Consider the following 23655-nt stretch of genomic DNA (forward strand, 5'->3'; position numbering starts at 1 on the left):
AAAATAAGTCGAGTAACGGCCCTGGCCCTTAATACTTGAACACAAAAAACCTCCCAGACAATCGTCTGGGAGGTTTGAAACGCTGAAGATTATTGCTTGCTGTAGTACTGGTGAAGACCTTGGTAGATTGCGTCTGCGTAAATATCAGCATACTTGTCGCTTGTCAGCTTCTTGAAATCGTCTGCATTTGACAAGAAACCTAACTCTACAAGCACCGCAGCTACATTATTATTACGGATTACATAGAAACGGTTATTCTTCACGCCGCGGTCAACCATATTCGCCTTCTGCACGATATTACGCTGGATGAAAGTTGCCAAGTCGCGGCTTTCCGTAGCATTTGGGTTAGCTGAAGAGTCATAATACGTCTCTGTGCCTTTAGCAGAAGCGGTTGCTGAATTCACATGAATTGAAACGAATGCTTCTGCAAAATTCTTCTTAGCGAAATTCGTACGCTCTTCCAATGCATAATACTTGTCTGTTGAACGTGTCATCAACACTTTAGCACCAGCATTTTTCAGCTTAGCTTCCAACTTCTTTGAAACTTTCAAAGTGATCGATTTTTCTGTTTGTCCACTTTTACCTGTGCCTGGATCATGTCCGCCGTGGCCTGCATCAACTACGATGATGCGATCACGTAATGGATTACCGGTTTGGTTCAGTAATTTCAAATACGACTTGTGTACGTAGCCTGTTTTGCTGCCGTATTTAATTTTTGCCCAATAACCAGTGACTGAAACGATTTCTACTTTTTGACCTGTTTTCAACTTATCAATCGTAGGTGCACTAGAATTACCTGCAGAACGGACATTCAAACTATTCACTGTTACTTTCCCCATCAACTTTGCAGAAGGGGAGGGAGTTGGTTTTGGAGGTGTTGGCTGGCTTGGTTTGCTTTCTTCCAGATTACTAGATGTATAGTTTTCATGGATATAGCCATAAACGCCTGCAACATTTACCTTCAACCAAACGCCTGTAGAGCCAACTACTTCGACTACTGTACCATTAGGCAATGCATCGATGATTGTAGAAGTAACGGAAGGAGCTGAACGTACGTTTAATGGATCATTATCATTTCCTGTATCGACCTTTACATAATCGACACTGGATTGTTGGTCGGGAGCTTTAACTTTTAGCGCAAATTGCTTATCAAGTGCGCGGGCAATAAATAATGCAAATTGAGAACGAGTTAATTTGTTATTCGGCAAGAATTTTTTGTTGTCGCCTTGTGTGATCCCTGCATAATATAAACCGTTAATGCGCTCTGCATATTTATGATTGACTACATCTGTTAAAACTAATGGTTTTTGACTTGTCACTTTTTCTGATAGATTAAAAGCGACGGATAGTGCATAAGCCATTTCGTCTCGTTTAATTTCTTCGTTTGGATTAAAACGGCTGCCATCGGAAATATTGAAAAATCCTTTTTGTATCGCGATATTGGCATATTTGTATTGTTCGCTATTTGGTTCCAAGCCGTCAATCGTCATTTCTTTGAGCGGCGTGTTTTCAAAACCTTTTGCAATGACAAGCATTTTTGCAACGTGTGCACGCTTTAGATTGTCTTTTGGATTAAACTTAACTGATTTATTGACAATTCCTTTTTCGGCTATGTAATGGACTTCCTTATAATATTCACGTTCGACTGGTACATCGGAAAACTTGAAACTTGCTAATGACTGAAGAGGTGAGAGAACTAAGATGGTGAGCAGCAACAGTCCGGCTGTTGCCCATTTGAACTGATTCATGGAATCCTCCTAAAATATGATAGTTTACTAAGATAAGTGTAACAGCGTTGAAAAACGATTACTAGATGTTTTTGACAGTGTTCGAGAAATAGTAACTTAGCGCGAGAAATTTCGTCATAATTATACAAAACCGAATGTCCTTTTAGAACATTCGGTGGCTGACTTAATTTTTTGCACGGTCAATAAATTTTTTCAATTGTTCGGAAGTTACTTTATCATCTAAACCGAATGTACCGTCTCCGTAACCAGTTGTAATATTGTGGTGGTAGAGAATATTGATATATTCAGTTGCCCAGTGGCCTGCAGGAACGTCCGTGAAATTCGCTTGAGCTGAACCTTTTAAATCGAAAGCTTGTACTAATACTTTTGCTAGTTGTGCACGAGTTAATTCATTTTCTGGTTTGAAATTGCCTTGGTCGCCGGAAAAGATATTCGCTTCGGCAACAGCTGAGATTGCAGCATAGTAAGGATTAGATTCATTGACATCTTTAAATGTAATATTTACAGTTGTTTGATCGAGATTAAGAGTATCTGCAAGAACCTTTGCTACTTCTGCACGGCTTGCGTATACAACTTCTTTAACAGGTGCTGCAGCAGCGACCTTTTTCTCTTCATCGAAGCTTGCTACACGGCGCGCACCGATATAACGGCTGCCCCAATAGTAAGGATCGTTGAGTGAAGATACCATTACACCTTTACTTGTGGAAGCATGAATGAAGTTATTGGATCCTGTGTATACTCCTACGTGAGAAACACCGCGTCCTGAAGTATTGAAGAAAACCAGATCTCCAACTTCTAAATTACTCTTTGCAACGGCAGTGCCTGCTGCAAATTGCTGTCCTGTTGTCCGTGGCAATGAATGGCCTTCTTTGTTGAAAACATATTTCGTATACCCTGAGCAGTCAAAGCCCGATGGAGTCGTTCCGCCATAAGAGTAAGGTGTTCCTAAATAATTTCGCGCAGAGCTAATTAGCGACGTTGGTGAGTTTGCGGAAGCAAATTCTGGTACAAGTGAAAAGAATAATAAACTTGCCAGAGCCAGAGACAATAGACGTTTCATGCTGTTCTCAAATTCCCCTTTCGCACAATCAACTGTTGTGCTTTGTAATCTAGGAATATATTAGCACGTATAAACACGTTTTTTGTTACATTTTCATTACAAGAGGATTACAGGTGATAGATTAGTTGAAATGTTAATAGAAAGACCTAAAATTATTTGAAGTTTCGGTGGAAAATAACGAATAATCAGTTTATAATTAACATGACTTTATAACTATCAGTATTATGGTATAATCATTCAACGAATAAAAGAGCTAGCGTCCGTTAAACCGGAAAGCTAAAAAGGATGAGTAATTAGTGACTAAAGTAGTAATATTTAGCAATATGTATCCTTCTACTGAACATCCTACATACGGGATTTTTGTGAAAAATCAAGTGGAATTACTGAAAAACAGCGGGTTGGATGTCAAAGTTATTGCAATCAATGAACCAGGAAAAGGACCAATTGAAAAAATAGCGAAATACATTTCATGGGGTACCCAATCCCTTACTTATTTAATTAGACATAAAAAAAAGATTGGGATTACACATGCTCATTATGCATTTCCTACAGGTATTCTTTCATTTATAGGAAAGAAGTTATTCAATATTCCATACATAGTGACAGTTCATGGTGGAGATTTGGATAAAATGGCGAAAAAGAGCGATCGAATTGCCAAGTATACGAAAAAAATCTTGGAGGAAGCAGCCAAAGTGATTGTTGTAGGTGAAAAGCTTCGAAATGATGTGCTTCAAGATTATGAAATATCTCCGCAAAAAGTCGAAGTGATGAGCATGGGAGTCGACACAAATATCTTTAAACCGATGGGGCAAGAAGAAGTTCGCCTTCTATTAAATGTACCGTTGAATGAGCGAGTAATGATTTACGTAGGAAACGTAATCGAAGCGAAAGGTGTCATAGAACTGCTGGATGCCCATTATCAATTGAAGAAAAATCATGACGATCTTCTTCTCTATATAATAGGATCGCAAAAAGATCAACGTTTTGTCGATACGGTAAAAGAAAAAATTGAAAATGAAGAAGGCCTCCATCCAGGCTCTTTGGACATTGAGTTCAGGGAACCTGTTAGTCAAACGGAACTTGCGAAATGGATGGCAGCGGCAGATGTGTTAGTGTTGCCGTCTTATCACGAAGGTTTTGGTTTGGTGGCATTAGAGGCGCTTGCATCAGGAGCGAAAGTCGTTGCGACAAATGTCGGCGGTTTGCCTTATCTATTGCAAGATAATGCAGGGATCTTAGTAGAACCGCACGATGCGGATTCCTTGGCAAATGGCTTGGAGAAAGCGCTTGTGGATGACATAACAAGGGCTCAACAGGAAGTCATACAAAAAGTCGTCCAGCAACATTCTTATGAGGTAATCGTCAAGAGACTGAACGATATCTACGAGCAGAATGGAAAGGGATCTTTTAAATGAGTAAATTATTCAAGATCATCGGAGCTGTCGCGATCATAAATATTGTAGCGAGGCTGTTTGGGTTTGGACGAGAAGTAGTGATCGGTATCCAATATGGTACATCTACGGTTGCAGATGCGATTGCTACAGCCTATACAATTCCAAACTTTATCTATTTAGTGCTGGGCGGTGCGCTGACAACAGCTTTTATCTCTGTTTATCATTCGTCTAAGATGGACAAAGAGCTGTTCGTACGTAAGGCTTTTACGACAGTTGTCGTGTCCGCAACTCTCATTACGCTGCTTCTTGTTTTATTGACCAACCCGATTTTACATTTTTTCTTTAAAGATTTAAGTGAAGAAGATTTTACATTAACGAGAAATCTATTTCTTTGGATGATGCCTTCTTCTATTGTCTTGGTCATGTCGACATGGATGAGCGGCTTATTGAACATCAATGATCGATTTCAGTTATCCAGTTTAGCCATTCTTTTATACAATGCATCATTTGTCGCTGTAGGTGTTCTATTGACTAAGTGGCTTGGACCTGAGTCGTACGGAGTAGGTGCGATGGTTAGTGCGCTGTTAATGGGTATATTTTTGTACTGGGGAATCAAGCGCGCGGACTTGTCTTCATTGAAGCCTTCTTTTGGGATGACAACGGATATAAAAAAACTTTGGTGGCTGGCACTGCCTATTTTATTCGGCGGGGCCTCTTTGCAATTTTATTATATTATCCACCGAATTGCTGCGGATGGATTGGGGACAGGTGCAATTTCATCCATTAACTACGCATCGAAACTGACAGGCTTTCCACAGGCGATTTTGATGACAGCGGTAACGACGGTCATTTATCCGATGCTTGCGAAAAAAGAAGGCGAAGGGGATACGAAGACGGTCAAAATGCTCTATAAAAAGGGTATGCTATATATGGTGGCTCTTTTAGTGCCTGCAACGATTTTTTGCTACTTTCTCGCGGAACCATTGATCCGACTGGTTTTCGGATATGGAAATTTTGGAGAAGAATCCATTATGCTGACTGTTCCAGTATTTAAAGTATTCTCTTTGTCCATGTTTTTCTTGGCAGCGAATACGTATGTAACGCGTTTTTATTATGCAAAAGGGAATTCCATCACGCCAATCCTATTTAGCTTGATCAGTGTGTTTGGAATTAATATCGGAATCATTTATGCATTTGTTGATCAAATCGGAGCCCAAGCCATTGCTTATGGAACCGTGATCAGTGCAGCAGTGAACTTTTTGCTACTCGCAGGCTATGCACGATTTAAGTGGAAATTATAAGACGAATAAAAGAGCTTCCTGTCCCAAAAAGGATAGGAAGCTCTTAGCTTGTGGACAGCAGAAAACGCAAGTGGGTGATGGCACCGTTGATCTACGTTCCAGGCGGACGCTTCCCGCGGGGTTCGCGGTGAGCCTCCTCGTCGCTACGCTCCTGCGGGGTCTCACCTGTCGAGCTAATCCCGCTGGAGTCGCCGCCTTCTACTACGATCAACTAGTGTATTTTCCCAACTTTAGTGAACGCACCATCCATTCGAAGAAATTTTAAATACAAGAAGTAATGTCAAAGTGGATATACGTATACTTTTCTGTCTTGGGAAGCGATAATTCACACTATATACAATGAGCTTGCTATGTCTACAGTTCACTTTATAGGGATTGGAGCGGAAGACGGGCGAAATTGCAAAGATGTGCTCCCAACGCTTCGCTAAATCCCCGGACCGCAAGCCCATAATCCTTCTAGATGTTTTCTCTCTGGCGTTAAGTCATACTTTATCACTTCATTTTTTCATAGCATGAAGAAATTATCTTTGCCGATTTTCTCAAACAGACCACTGCGTTTAAATAAGTTTACTTTATTCGGCGGCACTTTCTTGAAGATGAGCCGTTTATTTTGGCGTCGTGCTTCATCGAGAAGTGCGGATAGTGCAGCTTCTCCTGTTGCATCGATTGCGGTCAGATTTTCCATGTCTAAGATGATAGTAGATTGTTTGGTTTTCAAAAACTTTGGATAACGGTCTTCGAAGTTTTTGGCAGTGCCGAAAAATAATGGGCCTGAGAGTTTGTATTTGATCAGTTCCTTCCCGGAATCTGTTGCCAACTTGAATTTCTCGACATCTGTCAATTTACTTTCTTTAATATCTAGAGAACCGCTCATTTTCCGCAAGAAAGAAAGAGCAGCCAACAGGATGCCGACTTCCACTGCAATGGTTAAATTTATGAAGATCGTTAAGAGAAAAGTAGTTAACAGGACAAGTGAATCGCCTGACCGCAGTGAAATGATTTGTACAAACGCTTTTCTAGCACTCATATTCCAGGCGACATACATTAAGATCGGTGCCATAGCGGCTAGCGGAATGTAGGAAGCATAAGGTGCGAACACTAGCAGAAATGCCAGAACAAATATACTTTGTATCACACCGGACATCGGACTGACCGCACCTGAACGAATATTCGTGGCGGTGCGGGCAATCGCTCCTGTTGCAGGAATCCCGCCGAAAAGCGGTGTAATCATATTGGCGATGCCTTGCCCGAATAATTCCCTTTTGGAATCGTGTTTCGCTACATCACTTTTCATGCCATCCGCGACGACAGCTGAAAGAAGCGACTCAATCGCGCCAAGTGCCGCGATGATCAAAGCAGGTTGCCAAAGAGCAACAAGTTTCGAGAGGCTGATTTCGGGAAAATGGAAACTAGGTAGATGCTGCGGGATACCGCCAAATGCAGTTCCGATCGTCTCGACTCTACCAGGGAAAAATAAAATCGTACAAATCGTTGGGATTAATAAAGCGACGAGCAATACTGGAACTCTTGGAGCGATTTTTGGTAAAATAAAGATGACGAGTAACCCAATCGCTGCAGTCAAAATACTGTATGTGTTCACCGTATAAAATTGACGAATAATCTCCATCATACTTTCATGGAAAAACTCTTTCTTCTCAATACCTGTCAGCCCGAAGAAATTTTGGAACTGTCCAGTAAAAATAATGACTGCAATACCGGCTGTAAAGCCAATCGTGACCGAACGCGGGACGAAATGAATTAAATTACTGACACCAAGAAATCCCATAACGACCAAGAAGACACCCGCTAAAAATCCGGCAATCAATAAATCCTCATAACCATATTGCAGCACGATCGCCAGCAAAATAGGAATAAAAGCTCCTGTTGGTCCTGCAATTTGGAAACGCGAGCCACCTAACAATGCGACGATCAGACCGGCAATTATCGTTGTATATAACCCATACTCAGGCTTCACACCGGAAGCAATTGCAAAAGCCATCCCAAGTGGAATGGCTACAATACCAACAGTAATCCCTGCAATCAAATCCTGCCGAAAGCCTGCTGCATTATAATTTAGAAAGCGTCGGTCTCTGAACATCTTTGTTCACTTCCTCCACTTGTAGTATATATCTAACAATTCTTATTATATCGTACACTGGGAGTCTATACAAGGTGTGCATAAAGATAAGGCTGGAATGAGTGGTAATTTTGAACTTTCCAGTTTATTTATACAAATAGCCAATGTACGAGGAAAACGTTCAATGTAATCATGTCGGGAAATTGAATTAAAGATACTTTAGTGTTAAAATATATATAATAAAAGGAGTGGTGAAATATGGGCAGATTACAAGACAAAGTAGCGTTTATTACTGGTGGCGCCTCTGGTATGGGTGAGATGATGGTGAAGCAATTTGTGGCAGAAGGAGCGAAAGTTATAGCGGCCGATATCAATGAAGCTGCACTAGAAGAAAAATGGGGCGGACAAGATCAAATCCTCATTGTCAAACTTAACGTGACAGAAGACAACGAATGGAAAGACGCTATGAAAAAAGCGGTCGATCACTTCGGCAAACTGGATATCTTAATTAATAATGCTGGAATTTCTACTGAAAAAGCAGTGGACCAAATTACAATTGAAGACTGGCGCAAACTATCCGATATTAACAGCTTCGGTACATTTCTTGGCATGAAACACGCAGCTGGCTATATGTCCGAAGCAAAAAAAGGTGCTATCGTTAATATTTCATCTTATACGGCTTTAATCGGAATGGGCTTGAACCCATATTCCGCATCTAAAGGGGCAGTACGCGCGATCTCTAAAGCAGCTGCAGCCGAATACGGTAAAGACGGTATCCGAGTCAACACAGTATTCCCGGGTGTTATCGAAACACCGATGACTCAAGCATTAGAAGAATCTAAAGAACTACTCGGGATGCTTATTAAGATGACTCCACTTGAACGCCTAGGGAAGCCTGAAGATGTTGGGAATGCTGTAGTGTTCCTCGCATCAGATGAAGCCTCGTATATTACAGGTGCTGAACTTGTAATTGATGGTGGATACTCAGCGAGATAATCAACGCAAGAAGTAATTGAAAAAGGGCTGCTCTGTACGTCATGGTCATGATGTACAGAGCAGCCCTTTTGCTGTTATTTAATGTCCTTGAAACGTTTATAGCCTAGGAAACGCTGGCTCCAATATGGAGATTCAACAGAAGCGATTTCTATCCCGTTTGTGCCTGCATGGATGAACTTACTGTCGCCAAGGTAAATTCCGATATGGGAAATGCCTGCACGATATGTATTTTCAAAAAATAATAGGTCACCTACGACAGGGGTTTTAATAAAAACAGAACGATCGTACATTCCGATTGTATCGAGCCTTGGTACTTTTACGCCTGCTTGGTTAAACACGTAATAGATGAATCCACTGCAATCAAATCCAGATGGAGTGGCGCCTGCCCAGACATAGGGAACGCCTTGCAGAGGCATAGCAACGTCGACCACTTTATTCATTAGTGCGCTGGAGCCAGCCGATGGTTTTGGTGTAACAGTCGGCTTGTCCACTATTGGCTTCTTGGCATCATGTAATGAGTTGGTGGAAGAAACGGTCTTAGCATTCTTTGATTTATTTTCAACGATCAACTTTTGATTCACTTTAATAGTATCGGAAGAAAGCGCATTTAAGCTCTTTAATTCATTTACTGTCAATTTATATTGGTTGGCCACTTTCCAAAGCGAATCACCTGGTTTTACAACATGCGTTTTTGTCGAGGCGTCTGCACTTCCCACCGAGATACTTGTTGCGAGCATGAGAGAGGCAATGGCTGCGAGAGCTGTTTTTTTCATTCTGATTATCCCCTTTTGAATATGTTTAGCTATTTCTACTAAGTTAGCAACTTATCGAAAATCAACCAATAAACCTAGTATACAGAAGAATATTCTGAAAATACATGTATCGAAAGTCCGATATTAAACTAAAATTTTTTGGACAAGTATACTTTATTGCGGAAAGAACTATGTGTTACTATTAATTTATCTATAGACTGATATAATTGAACCATTAAAATTACTTTGTTTTTTTCACAGATTTCACATAAGAAAGGCGGTGCTTTCTTGCGAAGGGATGATAAAATAATCGAAAACTTGCATAAGATTGATGCAATACGCGTGCAACAAGAACGGATATTTGAAAAAGCAAAATACTGTGCAGTTAATCCGAAAACAATTAAAGAGACGCTGGAGAATATATGTTTTGAAGTTTCCCAGATCATGGATTGTGAGCGCGTGAGTATATGGCTGTTTAATGAGGATCGGACAGTACTTCATTCGCAAAACTCTTATAACGATGAAACAAAAGAACATGTTGTTGACGAAGATTTGAGAGCTGAAGAGTTTGCAGCCTACTTTACAGCTATTCAAAGCCACCGCACATTAGCAGTAGTTGATATAAATCAAAACGAGGCTACCAAAGGAATTGTACGAAAATTCCTCGGTTATTCGGGAAACTATCATTCGCTTTTGGATGCGTGCATAATTCTTGGTTCAGGAATCGGCGGAGTGCTCTGCTGCGAATCACGTGAACGCCGGGAATGGAATACCTTTGATCGGATGATTATTTCCTCCATTGCTGATATGCTGTCCTTTCTATTCGATCGATTGAGCCGGATAGATTTTGAAGAAAACATCCATCGCTTGGCTTTTGTAGATGAACTGACAGGAATGAAGAATTATAATGCGTTCCTGACACAAGTGGCTTCCAGTATTTCACCGTTTGACGAACAGCAGGAAGGGATTTTTCTCTATATGAATATTGACCAGTTCATTGATATTCAAAGTGCATTGGGTCCTGAGTTGGCAGATGAAATTATTCAGACTGTCGCCAAGCGTTTTCAGCACTATTTGGATATGCCTCATTTCATCTCAAGAATTGCGTTTGATCATTTTATCCTCTTCGTTCCTTACGGTAAATATGGCATAGAATTTACCAAGAAAATGGAGGGACTGATGAAGAAACTGAATGAACCCATTCTTGTCGCTAAACAGGAAGTTTACCTGACATTCAGTTATGGAGTCGCATACTATCCGAAAGACGTTCGCTCTCCGATTGATGGAGTGCAGGCTGCACGTTTTGCTTTGGAAACTAGTAAACACCTTTCTTCTAGAAAGAGTGTAGGTATTTATAATGTAGATATGCACAATCATATGAAACAAGCGATGATGTCTGAGATGAACTTGCGCAGAGGTCTGGATATGAATGAGTTCAGTCTTTTTTATCAGCCGCAAGTACTAAGCGAAACAGGGGAAATCATCGGTTTTGAAGCGTTAATCCGTTGGCACCATCCAGAATACGGATTAATATATCCAGCAGATTTTATTGAGCTGGCAGAATCGACAGGTTTTATACTATCAATTGGCGAATGGGTCATCCGTCAAGCGACAGAAAAGCTGAAAATATTTAAGGTATTGGGGCTACATGACCTCACTATTTCAATCAATCTATCACCGAGACATTTTTTGCAAGATAAGTTACCAACATTTCTACAAGAATGTTTGGAAGAAGCACAAATATCTCCTAGTAAATTAGTATTAGAAATTACAGAAAGTGTCGCACTCGAACGACATGATATAGTACAGAAACAAATTCAGACACTGTCAGACCAAGGATATTCTATCGCGATCGACGATTTTGGTACAGGCTACTCTGCATTTATCTATCTTCAATCATTCCCTATCAAACAGCTAAAAATCGATCGAACGTTTATTATGAATATTGTGCATGACGAGAAAAGCAGGACCATTGTAAAAACAATCATCCAATTAGGTAAAACATTGAATATCCGAACAGTAGCAGAAGGGGTAGAGACGAAAGAACAATGGGAAATCCTGAAAGACAAAGAATGTGATGAACTACAAGGTTTCTATTTTGCCAAACCTCTTAACGAACAAGCTATGGCCGAAATGCTTGAGAACTTGACAGGTCATACCGCTTTGTATTTACCGCTAAAATAATGTTTTAGTACAAAAAAGCCCTGAAATCCAAAGAATATGGATTCTCAAGGCTTTTTTGTTGTTTAAGAACGTCCGATTGGCCAATCGAATGGGATAGACCCTGGTGGAGAGTGCTTGATGATGTCAATCATCGGAATCGTGTACGCGAATAAGATTAACGCGATCGTGATACCGATCCATAAATACCAGTTCTCCAAAATCTTCGGTGTTTTTTCTGCATCCATATCCTCTTCGGCAACTGGATATTCTTCGTACCCGCGAGGTGCGAAAAATGCCAGTTGGATGAAGATATAAACCATCAATACGATACCGACAAATAAAATGGTTCCCCCAACTGCTTGTGAAATTTGATAGCTGATCCAAGTGGCTACTTGATCGCCTCCTGCGTATTCAGAGAAGTTTGAACGACGTGGTCCGCCGAGCAAGCCTTGAATGTGCATGGAAGTAGACATAATTGTCATACCAACTGTCCAGATGATAGTTTGAATAATACCTAATTTATTCAATTTGGGAGTCAAACGACGACCCGTCAAATGTGGAATCAACCAATATGCAATACCGAAATACGTCAAGATCACGGTTGTAGCAATCGTCAAATGGAAGTGACCAGTAACCCAGATTGTGTTGTGGACGAGAGCGTTCACTTGGTGAGAAGCGTTTATGATCCCGCCTGCTCCTCCTGGAATAAAGGCTACCATTCCAATGAAAGGTGCCAAGAAACGAACATCTCTCCAAGGAAGGTGTCTGAACCAGCCAAATAAAGACTTATATCCTTTATTTCTTCCCGTCGTTTCAAATGTAGCGAATATAGAGAATGCAGTCATCAAAGTCGGAATGACAACCATGAAAGTTAAGACAACTTGAATGAATTTCCAAGTAGGATCGATACCTGGCTCTGTCAGTTGGTGGTGAAACCCGACAGGTATCGAGAACATCAACAGTAAAATGAATGATAGTCTTGCTAATGAATCACTGAAAAGTTTTCCACCGATAATTTTTGGGATAATTGCATACCAGGCCATATAAGCAGGCAAAAGCCAGAAATAAACGAGCGGATGTCCGAAATACCAGAATAATGTACGCGTTAAGAGTACGTTTACGGTTGCAACATAGCCAAGTGACCAAGGTAAGATCAGTACGACAACTGAATAAGCTACTCCCAATGAAGCAACAACCCACATGACCATATTGATGGTGACCATGAAAGCGAGTAATGGAGACTTTTCACCTTTATGGGCTTTCTTCCATACATACAATTGACGGAAGTTGACAATAGCGGCAATCCAACTACCGATAATAACGAGCGCTAAACCAATATAGAAAATTGGATGTGCACGAAGAGGTGTATAGAATGTATATAATACAGAAGCCTCTCCAGTTAGAATCATCCATGCTGCGAGTACGGTACCGACCAGCATGACCCAGAACGAAACCCATCCCCACATGATTTGCTTATCGGATATTCCAACCGTTTTTCCCATAAGCGAAAACTGGAACCCGATGATGAAGAATGTAGTTAAAACCAGACCAAGAACAACGCCATGTGTTGTCAAGATCGTGTAGTAATCGATATTGAATGGTAATGTATATTTTCCTGAGCGAACCAATGTCTGCAATAGTCCCATTAAGCCGCCGACCAAAAGAGAGACAAACGTGACATACATGAAGGACATATACAATCTTGATTCTTTTTTTGAGAAGTTAAATAGTTCCATTGGTTAGTACACCTCCACAGTGCCAAACATTAAGTGGTGTCCGATGCCGCAATATTCATTACAGACAACCGTGAATTCACCATTGTTTTTCATGACAGCTTCAAAGCGGCTAATATGCCCTGGTTCCACCATCATATTGACATTCGTTCCGGCCACTTGGAATCCATGAACTACGTCTTTACTTGTAATTTGGAAAAGGACTGTGGAACCTTTCGGCACGCGAATCGTCTTAGTAGCGCTGCCATCCTCTTCTTTTCCGAAGTCATAATTGAAAGCAGAAGCGACCATATTAACAACATACTTACCTTCAGCTACTTCAGTCAGGCCCAAGTTTTCAGGCTGGAATGCTTCATTCGCTTCCACGTTTTGCGGATCGATTGTTTCAATATGGCTTTGTGGGTGCGTTCCTTTCCAGAATGCTGCAAAGCCGATGATAATTAGGAATAAGGCCAATGACCCTAAACCAAATACAAGCCAAACTTTTTCGTATTTATGCAGATGCATAGTATTTCCTCCTCAAACACTTTTGGTTATCTAGATAAGAAAAGACCGTAGATTCCGAACCAGAAGACAAGAATTATGACACCTAGGATCATTACCATGATCAACGTGCCTTTTAAATTCACATCTTCCTTCGTTTGTTTCGCAGAAGCCATTTTTCTCTTGCTCAATGCGGCCACCTCCTCGTCGGGAAATTAATCTTACGTTTATCTTAATCTTTGGGAGGGAATAAGGAATTAGGGAATTCCCTATGAGTGTAAAAGCAGACGAACTGTTCACAATATGTTCAACCACTATACATCCTTTTGACATACACAACTGCGTATCTTTGTGCATCAAAAGTGCAAAGCGCCGTCTAGTCTCGACAGGCACTGGAGGTCTTGCCGACTAAGGTGTGGCCTTTGCACCTTTTCGGAAAGACCGAAGTGACCGAGAGACTGGCGCTTGGAACTGGATGCGATCAAAAGTACAAAGCGCCTGCAGTGTAAATCAACGGTTTAAAAGTCTACTCCAAGTGAATGGTTCAAATCTTGACCAATGAAACATTTGAAATTACAATATATAAGGTAAAACTTAGGAAAGCCGGTGTGTATAAGATGGAAAACTTAAAATGGATCACAGTAAAAAGTCCTGAAGAAGGAGCAAAAGAAGTTTATAAAATTATTGAAGAAGAGCTCCGCAACAATCGACTAAACGTACTTGGACTAGCGACAGGCAGCACGATGATCCCGGTCTATCAGGAATGGACCAACTCAAACCTGGACTTTTCACAAGTAACTGCGTTCAACTTGGACGAATATGTAGGGATAGATGCTAACAACCCAAATAGCTATGCCTACTTTATGAAACAACATTTATTCAATAAAAAGCCTTTTAAAGAAACACATATACCAAACGGGATGGCGGAAGACCTGGACAAAGAATGCCAGAACTATGAGCAGCAACTAAACGCCAATCCTCTTGATATTCAATTATTAGGGGTAGGAGAGAACGGTCATATTGCTTTTAATGAACCCGGAACTTCTCCTGATTCCGTAACACATGTCGCTACACTCACAGACTCGACTCTTGGCGTAAATAGCCAATACTTTGAGAACGACGAAAAAATTCCAAACACGGCTCTAACGATGGGGATTTCCTCCATCATGAAGTCGAAAAAACTCATCATGGTTGCATTCGGCGAGAAAAAGCGAGCAGCGATGGAGAAATTAAAGCAAGGCGAAGTCACACCCGACTGGCCAATCACTAAACTATTGCGTCATGAAGACGTAGTGGTAATAACGGATCTGCAAATCGACTGATGTCCTACAAAAAAGGCTGCTTCCTCAATTCTGAGGAAGCAGCCTTTAGCTTGTAGATAAATACCTATGAGATAAAGTTGGATTAGCGTTATAGAATAGAACGCAAGAAAGGAACATGGGCGTAGGTCCGGGGATTTGCGCTCCAGACGGGACGCTTTCCGCGGGGCGTGCGGTGAGCCGCTTCCTTCGCTTCGCTCAGTCCAGGGTCTCACCTGTCACGCTAATCCCGCAGGAGTCGCCCATCTTCCGCTACAATCCCTACTTTATTATGGGAAGTTTAAAGTGTTGTTCTTTGCAATTTTTTAAGTGGTAATGTGATGCTTTCTTATACATTGTAACCAAAGTTCAAAAGCGAATGATAAGCAACATTGCCCGAAAGTTTATTTTCCTGAATCACTTAACGCCCTTAAACTAAGTCAATGAAATATGGTAGTTTTGTACTTTGACTATGGAAACACTTTTTAGAACTTAAAAAACTACAATGAGCTTGCTATGTGTCCCTACATGCTAACTATGGATTGGAGTGGAGGACGGTCGAAAGGCAAAAATGTGCTCCTAACGCTTCGCTTTTCCTGGGGGATCAGCGTGCGTCTTGAGACCCCGCAGGAAGCGAAGCGAACGAGGAGGCTCAAGGCCACGCCCCCCGGAAAGTGTACCGTCTGGAACGGAAATCCCGGACCGTTCGCAAGCTATAATTTCATAAGTCTATTCGGATAAGTCACCCTATTTCTTATCTTCAATTTCAACAAAACACTTGGTCAGGGATAAGAAAGCGTCAGCTTGGAACGTAGATCAACGGTGCCGTTACCATACCCAAATCTTTTTTTATAATCCGAAGGCTGCTTCTTTACGAAAAGCAGCCTTTTGTATGTTCAATTTTATCGAAAGATAAATATATTGTAATAAAATGTTTCAAAAGTAACGGATATTACTGTTTTGAAATCTTCTTGTTACATAACTGTAATATAGCAGGCGTTTGAAAAATGATAGAGTTAATACAACATAAAAGGTTAGCAAGTTACCTAAATACATAAGATTATCGGAGGAACACATGAAGTTATTGAAGAAAACGTTTTCAGTTTTGGCAATGTCTATTTTATTACTCGTCGCTCCTTTCGCTGGACAAGCAGATGCTTCAACAAAATCTACAAATATTACTAAGACGGCAACAAGTCTAACAGGTATTAAATACCGTTATGGCGGCACTACAAAAGCAGGGTTTGACTGCTCAGGTTATGTCGGATACGTATTCAATCAAAATGGATTGAAAGTGGCACGTACTTCCAGTGGTCTTTATGCATCTGGAAAACCAGTGAAAAAATCCAACTTAACATCTGGTGATCTTGTATTCTTCAATACAAGTGGTAAAGGTGTCTCTCACGTAGGAATCTATGTAGGGAACGGAAAATTCGCTCATGCTTCGACATCTAAAGGTGTACGAGTAGATAAATTAAACGATCCATATTACTGGGGCAAGCGCTATGTAGGTGCAAAACGCATCGCTGGCGTTCATCAAGTCGCAGCTAAATAATAAAATTCCAATCGATCTTCCAATAGGGGGATCGATTTTTTTGTACATAGAAAAAGGAGCTAAATAACTTGTAAACGATCGGGAAAGTGCTGGGTAGTGACTCGATTATGAACTATATCACCAAAAATCAGTGAGGTAAATTGCTCTATGAGCGAGTGGAGTAGCTTTATGATCGAGTTCAGTGATGTTATGAGCGCCTGTGGGATTTGTATGATCACCAGGGTACTAGATATGAGTGCCGAATGGAGTTTATGATCGCTTGCGGGTAGTTTATGATCATCGGTAGACATTTTCAGTCAATAAAATGAAAGAACTGCCCGATAGATTTTCCGGGCAGTTCTTTTTCATTAATTTGTAGAATCTTGTGGTACGCGGATCGTCCAGCGTGAGAAATCTGGTTCGTCCTTTTTAATCAATTCTGTCGGATAGATGAACGTCCAAGGAGTCGTGCTGTTCGCTTTCACAGAAAGCGCGGGATTCAACTCAAATGTTCCCCGTGCTACGAGTTCCCCAGTTGCATCAATTAACTCTAAAGGAAGCTTTTCAATATTAATCTGCTTGGAATGACCGTTACGGACAAAAACAGATGCTGCAATATTGCCGTCTTCTTGCTTTTGAATTTGGAACCCTGCGATATTTACTTCGCGGGGTTTTAGTTTTGGAAGACCAGCTACTACTTCAGCTAGTGCTTCTTTTTGCTCAGCAGGCAGCTGCTCTTCCCAAGAAGGTGCAAGCTCCAATTGATGTGGCATCATAGAATGTACATTGAACGCGAGCTTCCAGTTTTCAGTCGGAAGTTCTTCTGCCAATTGATCATTCTTTTCAAATACAAATACCCATGGACGTGCGCTGCGTGCAGGAATTTCGCCTAGTTCATTCAAGTCGAACTCCGCGGAAGCTGCTGTATTGCCTTCCTCGTCAATCAATAATAATTCGATGGAACCGACAGCGATTGCTTGGTCGAGCGAAGAACGGAAAAACGCTTTGACAAGCCAGCTACCGTTTGCAGGCTCCAAGTCAATATCGATACCTGATAAAGAGATTTGATTTGGTTTTAATGGCTCCAGTTCATTCGCGAGGAAACGAAACACATATTCTTGCTCCTGTGTCAGATTCCATTGCGGATGAAGGGATAGTGCCGTCTCGATGTCTTCGTTGCCAGAGCTGCTTTGTGCATTCTCTAGTATTTCATTGGATTCCACTGTACTGTCTAACCCAGTTTTTTCAGTCTTTTTAAATAGGTTGAAGAGTTTCATTGGGAAACCTCCTGTTCTTGTGTGTTAAGTTGCTTCATGAATGCGATAATTTCAGACGCAATATCGCGACGCAGACGTTGATAATGCTTGGCAAATAATTGCAAGCCTTCACGCTGGTAAATACGCATCGGATCTTCTTGTCCGTAAGAACGCAAGCCGATTCCTTCTTTTAAGCGTGTCATCACTTCAAGATGCTTGACCCACATCGTATCGAGATAGCCTAGCATGACTTGAGGGAGCAGTTGACTCACTTGTTCATTATCAGTGAAGGAGTCAATAAATGCAAACAACTCCGCCATTCCTTCATCATACTGTTTCAAGATATCAGAAGTTCGATCCAGTGACTTCGGCAATTCGACAGGAGTCAGCAATAAGGCGTTCATCGTGCGCTCAATCCGTTCGAAATCCCAGTTATCTGCAATCTCATTGTCTGGACAGCTGTCGAGTACAACAAATTCAACCGTTTCAGAAAGCATCGCCTTCAACTTTCCGAAAATATCTTCTCTTTCAAGTACCCGATTACGCAATGAATAAATAACTTCCCGTTGGTCATTGATGACGTCATCTAGCTTGAGATTATATTCCCGCATGGAGAAATGAGCCCCTTCAACAATCCGCTGTGTTCGCTCTGTTAGCTCGTGGACTTCAGGGTTTAACACTTTGCCGTCTTCATCGGTGCGTACCTTCGGCAGGAACTTCTCGAGCTCTTCAGGGGAAAAGCGAATGTACATCTCATCTTCCAATGAAAGATAGAATTGGCTTTCGCCGTGGTCACCTTGACGACCTGAACGACCTCGCAACTGATTGTCGACACGACGGCTCTCGTGCTTTTCCGTACCCAGCACGAACAATCCGCCGTTTTCTTCGACACCTTCGCCGAGCACGATATCTGTACCGCGGCCGGCCATATTCGTAGCAACCGTAATATGTCCTTGTTGCCCAGCTTGTGAAATTAAATCGACTTCCTGCTCGACACTTTTCGCGTTCAATAGGTGGAAATCCAAGCCTTGTTCACGCAGATGCTTTGCAACAGCTTCCGATTGCAGGATGGACGTTGTACCGACAAGTACCGGCTGTCCTTTCGCATGACGCGCTGCCACTTCTCTTGCCACTGCTTTATACTTCTCTTCAATCGTCTTATATACGAAGTCCGGAGAATCGATTCGCGCACGTGGACGATTCGTCGGAATTTGAATAACTTCCATATTGTATACTTCACGGAATTCCTTCTCTTGCGTTTTCGCCGTTCCGGTCATACCGCAAAGTTTTGGATACATACGGAAATAGTTTTGGATCGTAATTTGGGCTTGTGCTTTATTTTCATCTGTAATGGGCACGCCTTCTTTTGCTTCGATCGCTTGGTGCAGACCATCCGACAACGTACGGCCTTCCATGATTCGACCTGTGAACATGTCAACCAGCTCGATTTTTTCATCGCGCACGATATAATCTACATCGCGCTTAAAGATGACGAATGCACGTACAGCCTGGATGACGTAATGATAAAGCGTTTGGTGATCCAAGTCATATAAGTTGCCGATACCGAATGCTTTTTCAACTTTTTCGATACCTTGCTCAGTTAGTGATGTAGCTTTTGTGGCATCGTCAAATTCGAAGTCTTCACCCTTTTTGAAGCGTTTTGCCAAGCGAGCCGCAATATGGTGCAGATCGGCATCAGCTTGCATTTTACCTGCTACGATGAGCGGTGTTTTTGCTTCGTCAATCAAGACGCTGTCGACTTCATCGATAATAGCGAAGTGGTAGGGTCTTTGTACTTTTTGAGAAGGATCTTGGACCATATTATCGCGCAAGTAGTCAAAACCAAACTCTGTACCGACACCGTATGTGATATCCGATTGGTAGGCCGCTTGTTTGGCCGGTCCTTGCATCATTGGTACGTTCAATCCAACTGTCAATCCGAGGAAGCGATGGATTTGTCCGATTTGTTCATAGTCACGCTTTGCTAAGTAATCATTTACAGTGATGACATGCACGCCTTTTCCTTCTAGGGCACGTACGTAAGAGGGGAGAGAAGCAACGAGTGTTTTCCCTTCACCGGTCGGCATCTCAGAAATATTACCTTCCGTTAAGACGGCTCCGCCAATTAGCTGCACATCAAAATGCCGCATTCCAAGAACTCGTTTGGAAGCTTCACGCACTACAGCAAAAGCATCCGGTAAGATGTTTTCGATCGTAGCTCCGCCTTCCAATTGCTCTTTGAATTGATCAGTCATACCAGACAAGTCATCATCCGACATGGCAATGTATTTAGGCTCAAGTGAATTAATCTGCTCCACAATCTTGCGGTATTTCCGCAGTTGCCGTTCACTCGTCCCAGTTTTACGCTTAAAGATTTTCAACATAAATTAAACGCTCCTTTATAAACCTCTATCCAAATGAGAGATTCCTATCTATTTTACCAAAAACCTAGGCAAAAGACTATCTCTAGAATATGGCTGTATGGTTGAAGTGTGAACTTTGTATTGTTCGGGAGATGACTATGTATTCTGCGTTGTAGTTTCGTTATTTTAGTGGTTGGGAGCAAGAAGTTTCAGGGTAAGCAACTCAACCATGACGCAGGTGTAGCTTCACGCACATTTAACTTCATATATCCTAGCGGAAATCCCGCTAGGACCAGTAGCAATGTTAGTTTGCAAGCAAGCGATTGAGGGAACGAACAGGGAAAGTGTACTTAGTAGTGAAATCTAGTAGCAAGCATGCTATAATGAAATGCGATATGAACTTATTGTTAATTGGGGAGGAAAGACATGTTATTCATTGCAATGTCTGTAGCTTTTATCGCTGCTGTCATACTTACACCACTTGTCATTAAACTCGCTTTTCGAATCGGTGCGGTTGATCGTCCCAATTATCGAAAAGTCCATGCGAGAGTTATGCCTCGAATTGGTGGACTAGCCATCTTCGGCGCATTTATTATTGGATATGCGATTTTGTTGCCATCCGACGAACACGCAGCTGGCATTTTGGTCGGTGCGCTATTGATTGTCATAATTGGCTTTTTAGATGATATGCTTGAAATAACAGCGAAAGCAAAGGCGTCAGGCCAGCTTGTAGCTGCATTGGTCGTCGTTCTATGGGGCGGTCTGCAAATAGAGATGATTAACTTGCCGTTCATTGGCCAGTTGGATTTAGGATATTTAAGTATTCCAATCACCATTATTTGGATTATTGGAATCACCAACGCCATCAATTTGATTGATGGATTGGACGGCTTGGCCGCAGGCGTATCTGCCATTGCATTAATTGCCATTACAGTCATGGCTGTGCTGATGGGGAATGTCTTCGTTGCTGCTACAGCATCTATATTGGCAGCCAGCTCGCTCGGATTTTTGATCTACAACTTCCACCCAGCGAAAATTTTTATGGGGGATACAGGATCGCTGTTCCTTGGCTTCATGATTTCGGTACTGGCATTGCTCGGCTTCAAGAATGTTGCGGTTGTATCCTTGGTCATTCCGATTATTATGCTCGGTGTTCCAATTTCCGATACGTTCTTCGCGATCGTACGACGCGTTCGAATGAAGCAGCCAATTTCAGCAGCAGATAAATCACATTTGCATCATTGCTTACTGCGTTCAGGTTTTTCACATAGACAAGCTGTATTGACGATCTATGGAATTGCGATTTTATTCGGTGCGGTGGCCGTACTGTTTTCGCAAGCAACGGTATGGGGGGCATTGTTGCTCGTACTAGTTATGCTCATCGTCATTGAGTTGTTTGTCGAATTGATCGGATTGGCAGGAGCGAATTATCGCCCGTTGTTGAATTTAGTGCGTATGATTGGTAAATAAATTTGAAAGCTCCCATCCGGATGACGGATGGGAGCTTTTTTGGTGTCTACTAATAGGAAAAGAGCGAGATGCCATATGGCATCTCGCTCTTTTCCTTACTGATGTGCTACCTCGCTTGGAGGAGAAGTTTGGTTGGTGTCCAACTCCGTCAATGAAGAAGAATCAGGAATCAACCCAAGATGTGATTTGAGGATTTGCTTTGTTTCTTCCAAATCCCGTTCGTCAAGTTTATAGTAATACACGCCAGTAGACCAATCATCGTAACCGCTTAATGATAAAGTATCTACTTCAGGCATACCGCTTTTTACATACTCAATGAAAGAAAGCATTTGTTTTGATGTCATGTCAGTTTTCATATTTTCACCGAGAGCGTTGATCACATCGCCATATTTCGTAATGGACTTGATGGAGGTTGCTTCTTTGATCATCGCTTGAAGAATCATTTGTTGACGTTTACCACGTTCAAGGTCGCTGTCGAGTTTACGCGTCCGTGCTAAGGCTAATGTGTGACGTCCGTCTAAGCGTTGCAAGCCAGGCATCAAGTGGATTGCATTCTTATCGTTTTCATCTTTTTCAATCCGTTCATAAGGTACTTCTACCTCTACACCGCCAAGCGCGTCTACCACATCGATAAACGCATTGAAGTTCATTTTGACGTAATAATTAATCGGGATATCGAATAACTCTTCCACTGTATCGATGGAAGCAGCTGTCCCTCCGTAAGCATGTGCATGTGTGATCTTGTCTTTGTATTTGACTTCTGGAATGTAGACGTAGGAGTCACGAGGAATGCTGACAAGCTTTACACTTTTTTGTTTAGGATTTAAAGTAGCTAAGATCAATGCGTCAGAACGTCCGTGACTCTCTTCTTTTTGACGGGTCTCACTCTCATCCACACCGACCAAAAGAATCGAAACTTTGTCTTTCGCAGGCTCTACACGCAGCTCTTGCTGCGAATCCTTTTTGGCGAGTGGCTCGTAGGAACGATCCAATACATCCACTGTCTGATTATGCAGCTTTGCCAAATACGCGGCGCCTACTGCCACTACAGCGAGAAACGTAAATAAAAATATTTTTAAGAAGAGCCGAGTTTTCGAAGAGGCTTTCTTCCTTTTTTTATAATCTTTTCTTTTCATCATATACCTCCAAAGTGTACGGCAGAAAAGGCCGTCAGTGGCGAATCGGGCAAAAACAGCCGTGACTTACTGACACATAGTCAAGTATTCATGCCTTTTTCATTAGTCAGATTACTGAAAGAAGGACATATTAATCATCTATTACATCTTCTGCTATTATACCTGTTTTTTTTGCAAACGTATAGTAGTTCAAATAGCGAATTCAAGAAACTTGTGACGGATTGTAGTGATTTCTGCTTGACCGTTCGTCAGCTCTGTCATCCATTCTTTAAATGTCATTTCATCTTCTGCAGGAACATATAAAAATAGTCCGACGTCCTCTTCATAGACGATTTCTTTTAAAGGATAGGCAGATTGGCGAACCTCATTCTCAACTTTTCCTAACCAAGTATAATCTATAGAAGTCTTTGTCAAGAGATGCAGCCTTCTTTCTACGACGCCTGTTGCGGCAATTCCTTCTGAAGCGGCTTTACCATAGGCGCGAATCAATCCGCCCCCACCGAGTTTAATGCCGCCGAAATAGCGTGTGACCACGATGACGGTGTCTTTCAGTTGTTGTTTTTTCAGAACCTCCAAGATTGGAACGCCCGCCGTGCCGGAAGGTTCCCCGTCATCGTTCGCTTTTTGGATATGATCGTGCTCGCCTATTATATATGCAGAACAATTATGTGTCGCGGAATGGTGTTGTTTTTTGATATCCTGGATGAAGTCGAGTGCTTCATCTTCAGTTTCTACTCTTTTGACAAATGAAAGGAAACGAGATTTTTGAATCACGAATTCACTTTCACCATACTGGTTTACAGTTTTGTAATTAGCTCGCATTTGTCGTGCCCCCTACATTTGTAATATACTTATAATACTTTTACATCATCTAGATGATATACTATATGA

At 41.7% G+C, this 23655-nt stretch carries 18 protein-coding genes; 7 read left to right on the forward strand and 11 right to left on the reverse strand.

What is annotated here, in order from left to right; all coding sequences use genetic code 11:
- Window positions 1-89: 89 nt before the first annotated feature.
- Together MKX97_RS03880 and MKX97_RS03885 are read right to left on the reverse strand one after the other, a co-directional pair.
- A complete protein-coding gene (locus tag MKX97_RS03880; RefSeq protein ID WP_342537011.1) occupies window positions 90-1748 on the reverse strand; it encodes an N-acetylmuramoyl-L-alanine amidase in 1659 nt (552 codons plus the stop codon).
- A 163-nt stretch (window positions 1749-1911) separates the two neighbouring features.
- Window positions 1912-2808 carry a C40 family peptidase gene (locus MKX97_RS03885; RefSeq protein WP_221836733.1) on the reverse strand — a complete coding sequence of 299 codons (897 nt, stop codon included), beginning with the start codon at window positions 2806-2808 and terminating at the stop codon, window positions 1912-1914.
- A gap of 296 nt (window positions 2809-3104) precedes the next feature.
- Here MKX97_RS03885 and MKX97_RS03890 point away from each other — a divergent pair, with 296 nt between their 5' ends.
- Window positions 3105-4223: a glycosyltransferase gene (locus MKX97_RS03890; RefSeq protein WP_009765899.1), complete on the forward strand. Its 1119-nt coding sequence runs from the start codon at window positions 3105-3107 to the stop codon at window positions 4221-4223.
- On the forward strand, window positions 4220-5503 hold the full coding sequence (gene murJ, locus MKX97_RS03895) for a murein biosynthesis integral membrane protein MurJ (protein ID WP_078817224.1): 1284 nt from the start codon (window positions 4220-4222) through the stop codon (window positions 5501-5503). Before MKX97_RS03890 ends, murJ begins: the two co-directional genes overlap by 4 nt.
- A 505-nt stretch (window positions 5504-6008) precedes the next feature.
- Here the strand turns inward: murJ and MKX97_RS03900 are convergent.
- A complete protein-coding gene (locus MKX97_RS03900; RefSeq protein ID WP_221836729.1) occupies window positions 6009-7601 on the reverse strand; it encodes a SulP family inorganic anion transporter in 1593 nt (530 codons plus the stop codon).
- Between the two features lie 237 nt (window positions 7602-7838).
- Here MKX97_RS03900 and MKX97_RS03905 point away from each other — a divergent pair, with 237 nt between their 5' ends.
- The gene (locus MKX97_RS03905) at window positions 7839-8576 is read left to right on the forward strand and encodes a glucose 1-dehydrogenase (protein ID WP_078817226.1); all 738 of its coding nucleotides are present in this window, start codon (window positions 7839-7841) and stop codon (window positions 8574-8576) included.
- Window positions 8577-8650: 74 nt separating this feature from the next.
- Here the strand turns inward: MKX97_RS03905 and MKX97_RS03910 are convergent, their stop codons facing one another.
- Window positions 8651-9349, reverse strand: a complete 699-nt coding sequence (locus MKX97_RS03910) for a C40 family peptidase (protein WP_078817227.1) — start codon at window positions 9347-9349, stop codon at window positions 8651-8653.
- 267 nt (window positions 9350-9616) lie between these two features.
- Between MKX97_RS03910 and MKX97_RS03915 the strand changes: the two genes are divergently transcribed.
- Window positions 9617-11512: a sensor domain-containing phosphodiesterase gene (locus MKX97_RS03915; RefSeq protein WP_340758368.1), complete on the forward strand. Its 1896-nt coding sequence runs from the start codon at window positions 9617-9619 to the stop codon at window positions 11510-11512.
- Window positions 11513-11574: 62 nt separating this feature from the next.
- Here the strand turns inward: MKX97_RS03915 and MKX97_RS03920 are convergent, their stop codons facing one another.
- Genes MKX97_RS03920 through MKX97_RS03930 form a run of 3 tightly spaced genes read right to left on the reverse strand, consistent with a single transcriptional unit; the run spans window position 11575 to window position 13883 of the window.
- The gene (locus MKX97_RS03920) at window positions 11575-13227 is read right to left on the reverse strand and encodes a b(o/a)3-type cytochrome-c oxidase subunit 1 (protein ID WP_340758369.1); all 1653 of its coding nucleotides are present in this window, start codon (window positions 13225-13227) and stop codon (window positions 11575-11577) included.
- 3 nt (window positions 13228-13230) lie between these two features.
- Complete coding sequence (locus tag MKX97_RS03925) at window positions 13231-13731, reverse strand: cytochrome c oxidase subunit II (protein WP_009765891.1); 501 nt, start codon at window positions 13729-13731, stop codon at window positions 13231-13233.
- Window positions 13732-13757: 26 nt separating this feature from the next.
- Complete coding sequence (locus tag MKX97_RS03930) at window positions 13758-13883, reverse strand: cytochrome c oxidase subunit 2A (protein WP_078817368.1); 126 nt, start codon at window positions 13881-13883, stop codon at window positions 13758-13760.
- A 441-nt stretch (window positions 13884-14324) separates the two neighbouring features.
- On the opposite strand from MKX97_RS03930, the gene MKX97_RS03935 reads away from it, so the two are divergent.
- Both MKX97_RS03935 and MKX97_RS03940 read left to right on the forward strand, forming a co-directional pair.
- Window positions 14325-15029: a glucosamine-6-phosphate deaminase gene (locus MKX97_RS03935; RefSeq protein WP_040758899.1), complete on the forward strand. Its 705-nt coding sequence runs from the start codon at window positions 14325-14327 to the stop codon at window positions 15027-15029.
- Window positions 15030-16080: 1051 nt separating this feature from the next.
- Window positions 16081-16560, forward strand: coding sequence for a C40 family peptidase (locus MKX97_RS03940; RefSeq protein ID WP_009765887.1), 480 nt, complete (start codon window positions 16081-16083; stop codon window positions 16558-16560).
- Between the two features lie 347 nt (window positions 16561-16907).
- On the opposite strand, the gene MKX97_RS03945 is transcribed toward MKX97_RS03940, so the two are convergent.
- A complete protein-coding gene (locus MKX97_RS03945) occupies window positions 16908-17816 on the reverse strand; it encodes an accessory Sec system S-layer assembly protein (protein ID WP_078817230.1) in 909 nt (302 codons plus the stop codon).
- Complete coding sequence (secA2, locus tag MKX97_RS03950; protein ID WP_078817231.1) at window positions 17813-20179, reverse strand: accessory Sec system translocase SecA2; 2367 nt, start codon at window positions 20177-20179, stop codon at window positions 17813-17815. Before secA2 ends, MKX97_RS03945 begins: the two co-directional genes overlap by 4 nt.
- 405 nt (window positions 20180-20584) lie before the next feature.
- On the opposite strand from secA2, the gene MKX97_RS03955 reads away from it, so the two are divergent.
- Window positions 20585-21628, forward strand: coding sequence for an MraY family glycosyltransferase (locus MKX97_RS03955; protein WP_009765884.1), 1044 nt, complete (start codon window positions 20585-20587; stop codon window positions 21626-21628).
- A gap of 95 nt (window positions 21629-21723) precedes the next feature.
- Here the strand turns inward: MKX97_RS03955 and MKX97_RS03960 are convergent, their stop codons facing one another.
- Window positions 21724-22767: an LCP family protein gene (locus MKX97_RS03960; protein WP_009765883.1), complete on the reverse strand. Its 1044-nt coding sequence runs from the start codon at window positions 22765-22767 to the stop codon at window positions 21724-21726.
- 186 nt (window positions 22768-22953) lie between these two features.
- Window positions 22954-23586, reverse strand: coding sequence for a YigZ family protein (locus MKX97_RS03965; protein WP_009765882.1), 633 nt, complete (start codon window positions 23584-23586; stop codon window positions 22954-22956).
- Window positions 23587-23655: the final 69 nt, after the last annotated feature.

The sequence above is a fragment of the Sporosarcina sp. FSL K6-3508 genome, from assembly GCF_038615825.1.
Taxonomy (GTDB): domain Bacteria; phylum Bacillota; class Bacilli; order Bacillales_A; family Planococcaceae; genus Sporosarcina; species Sporosarcina newyorkensis.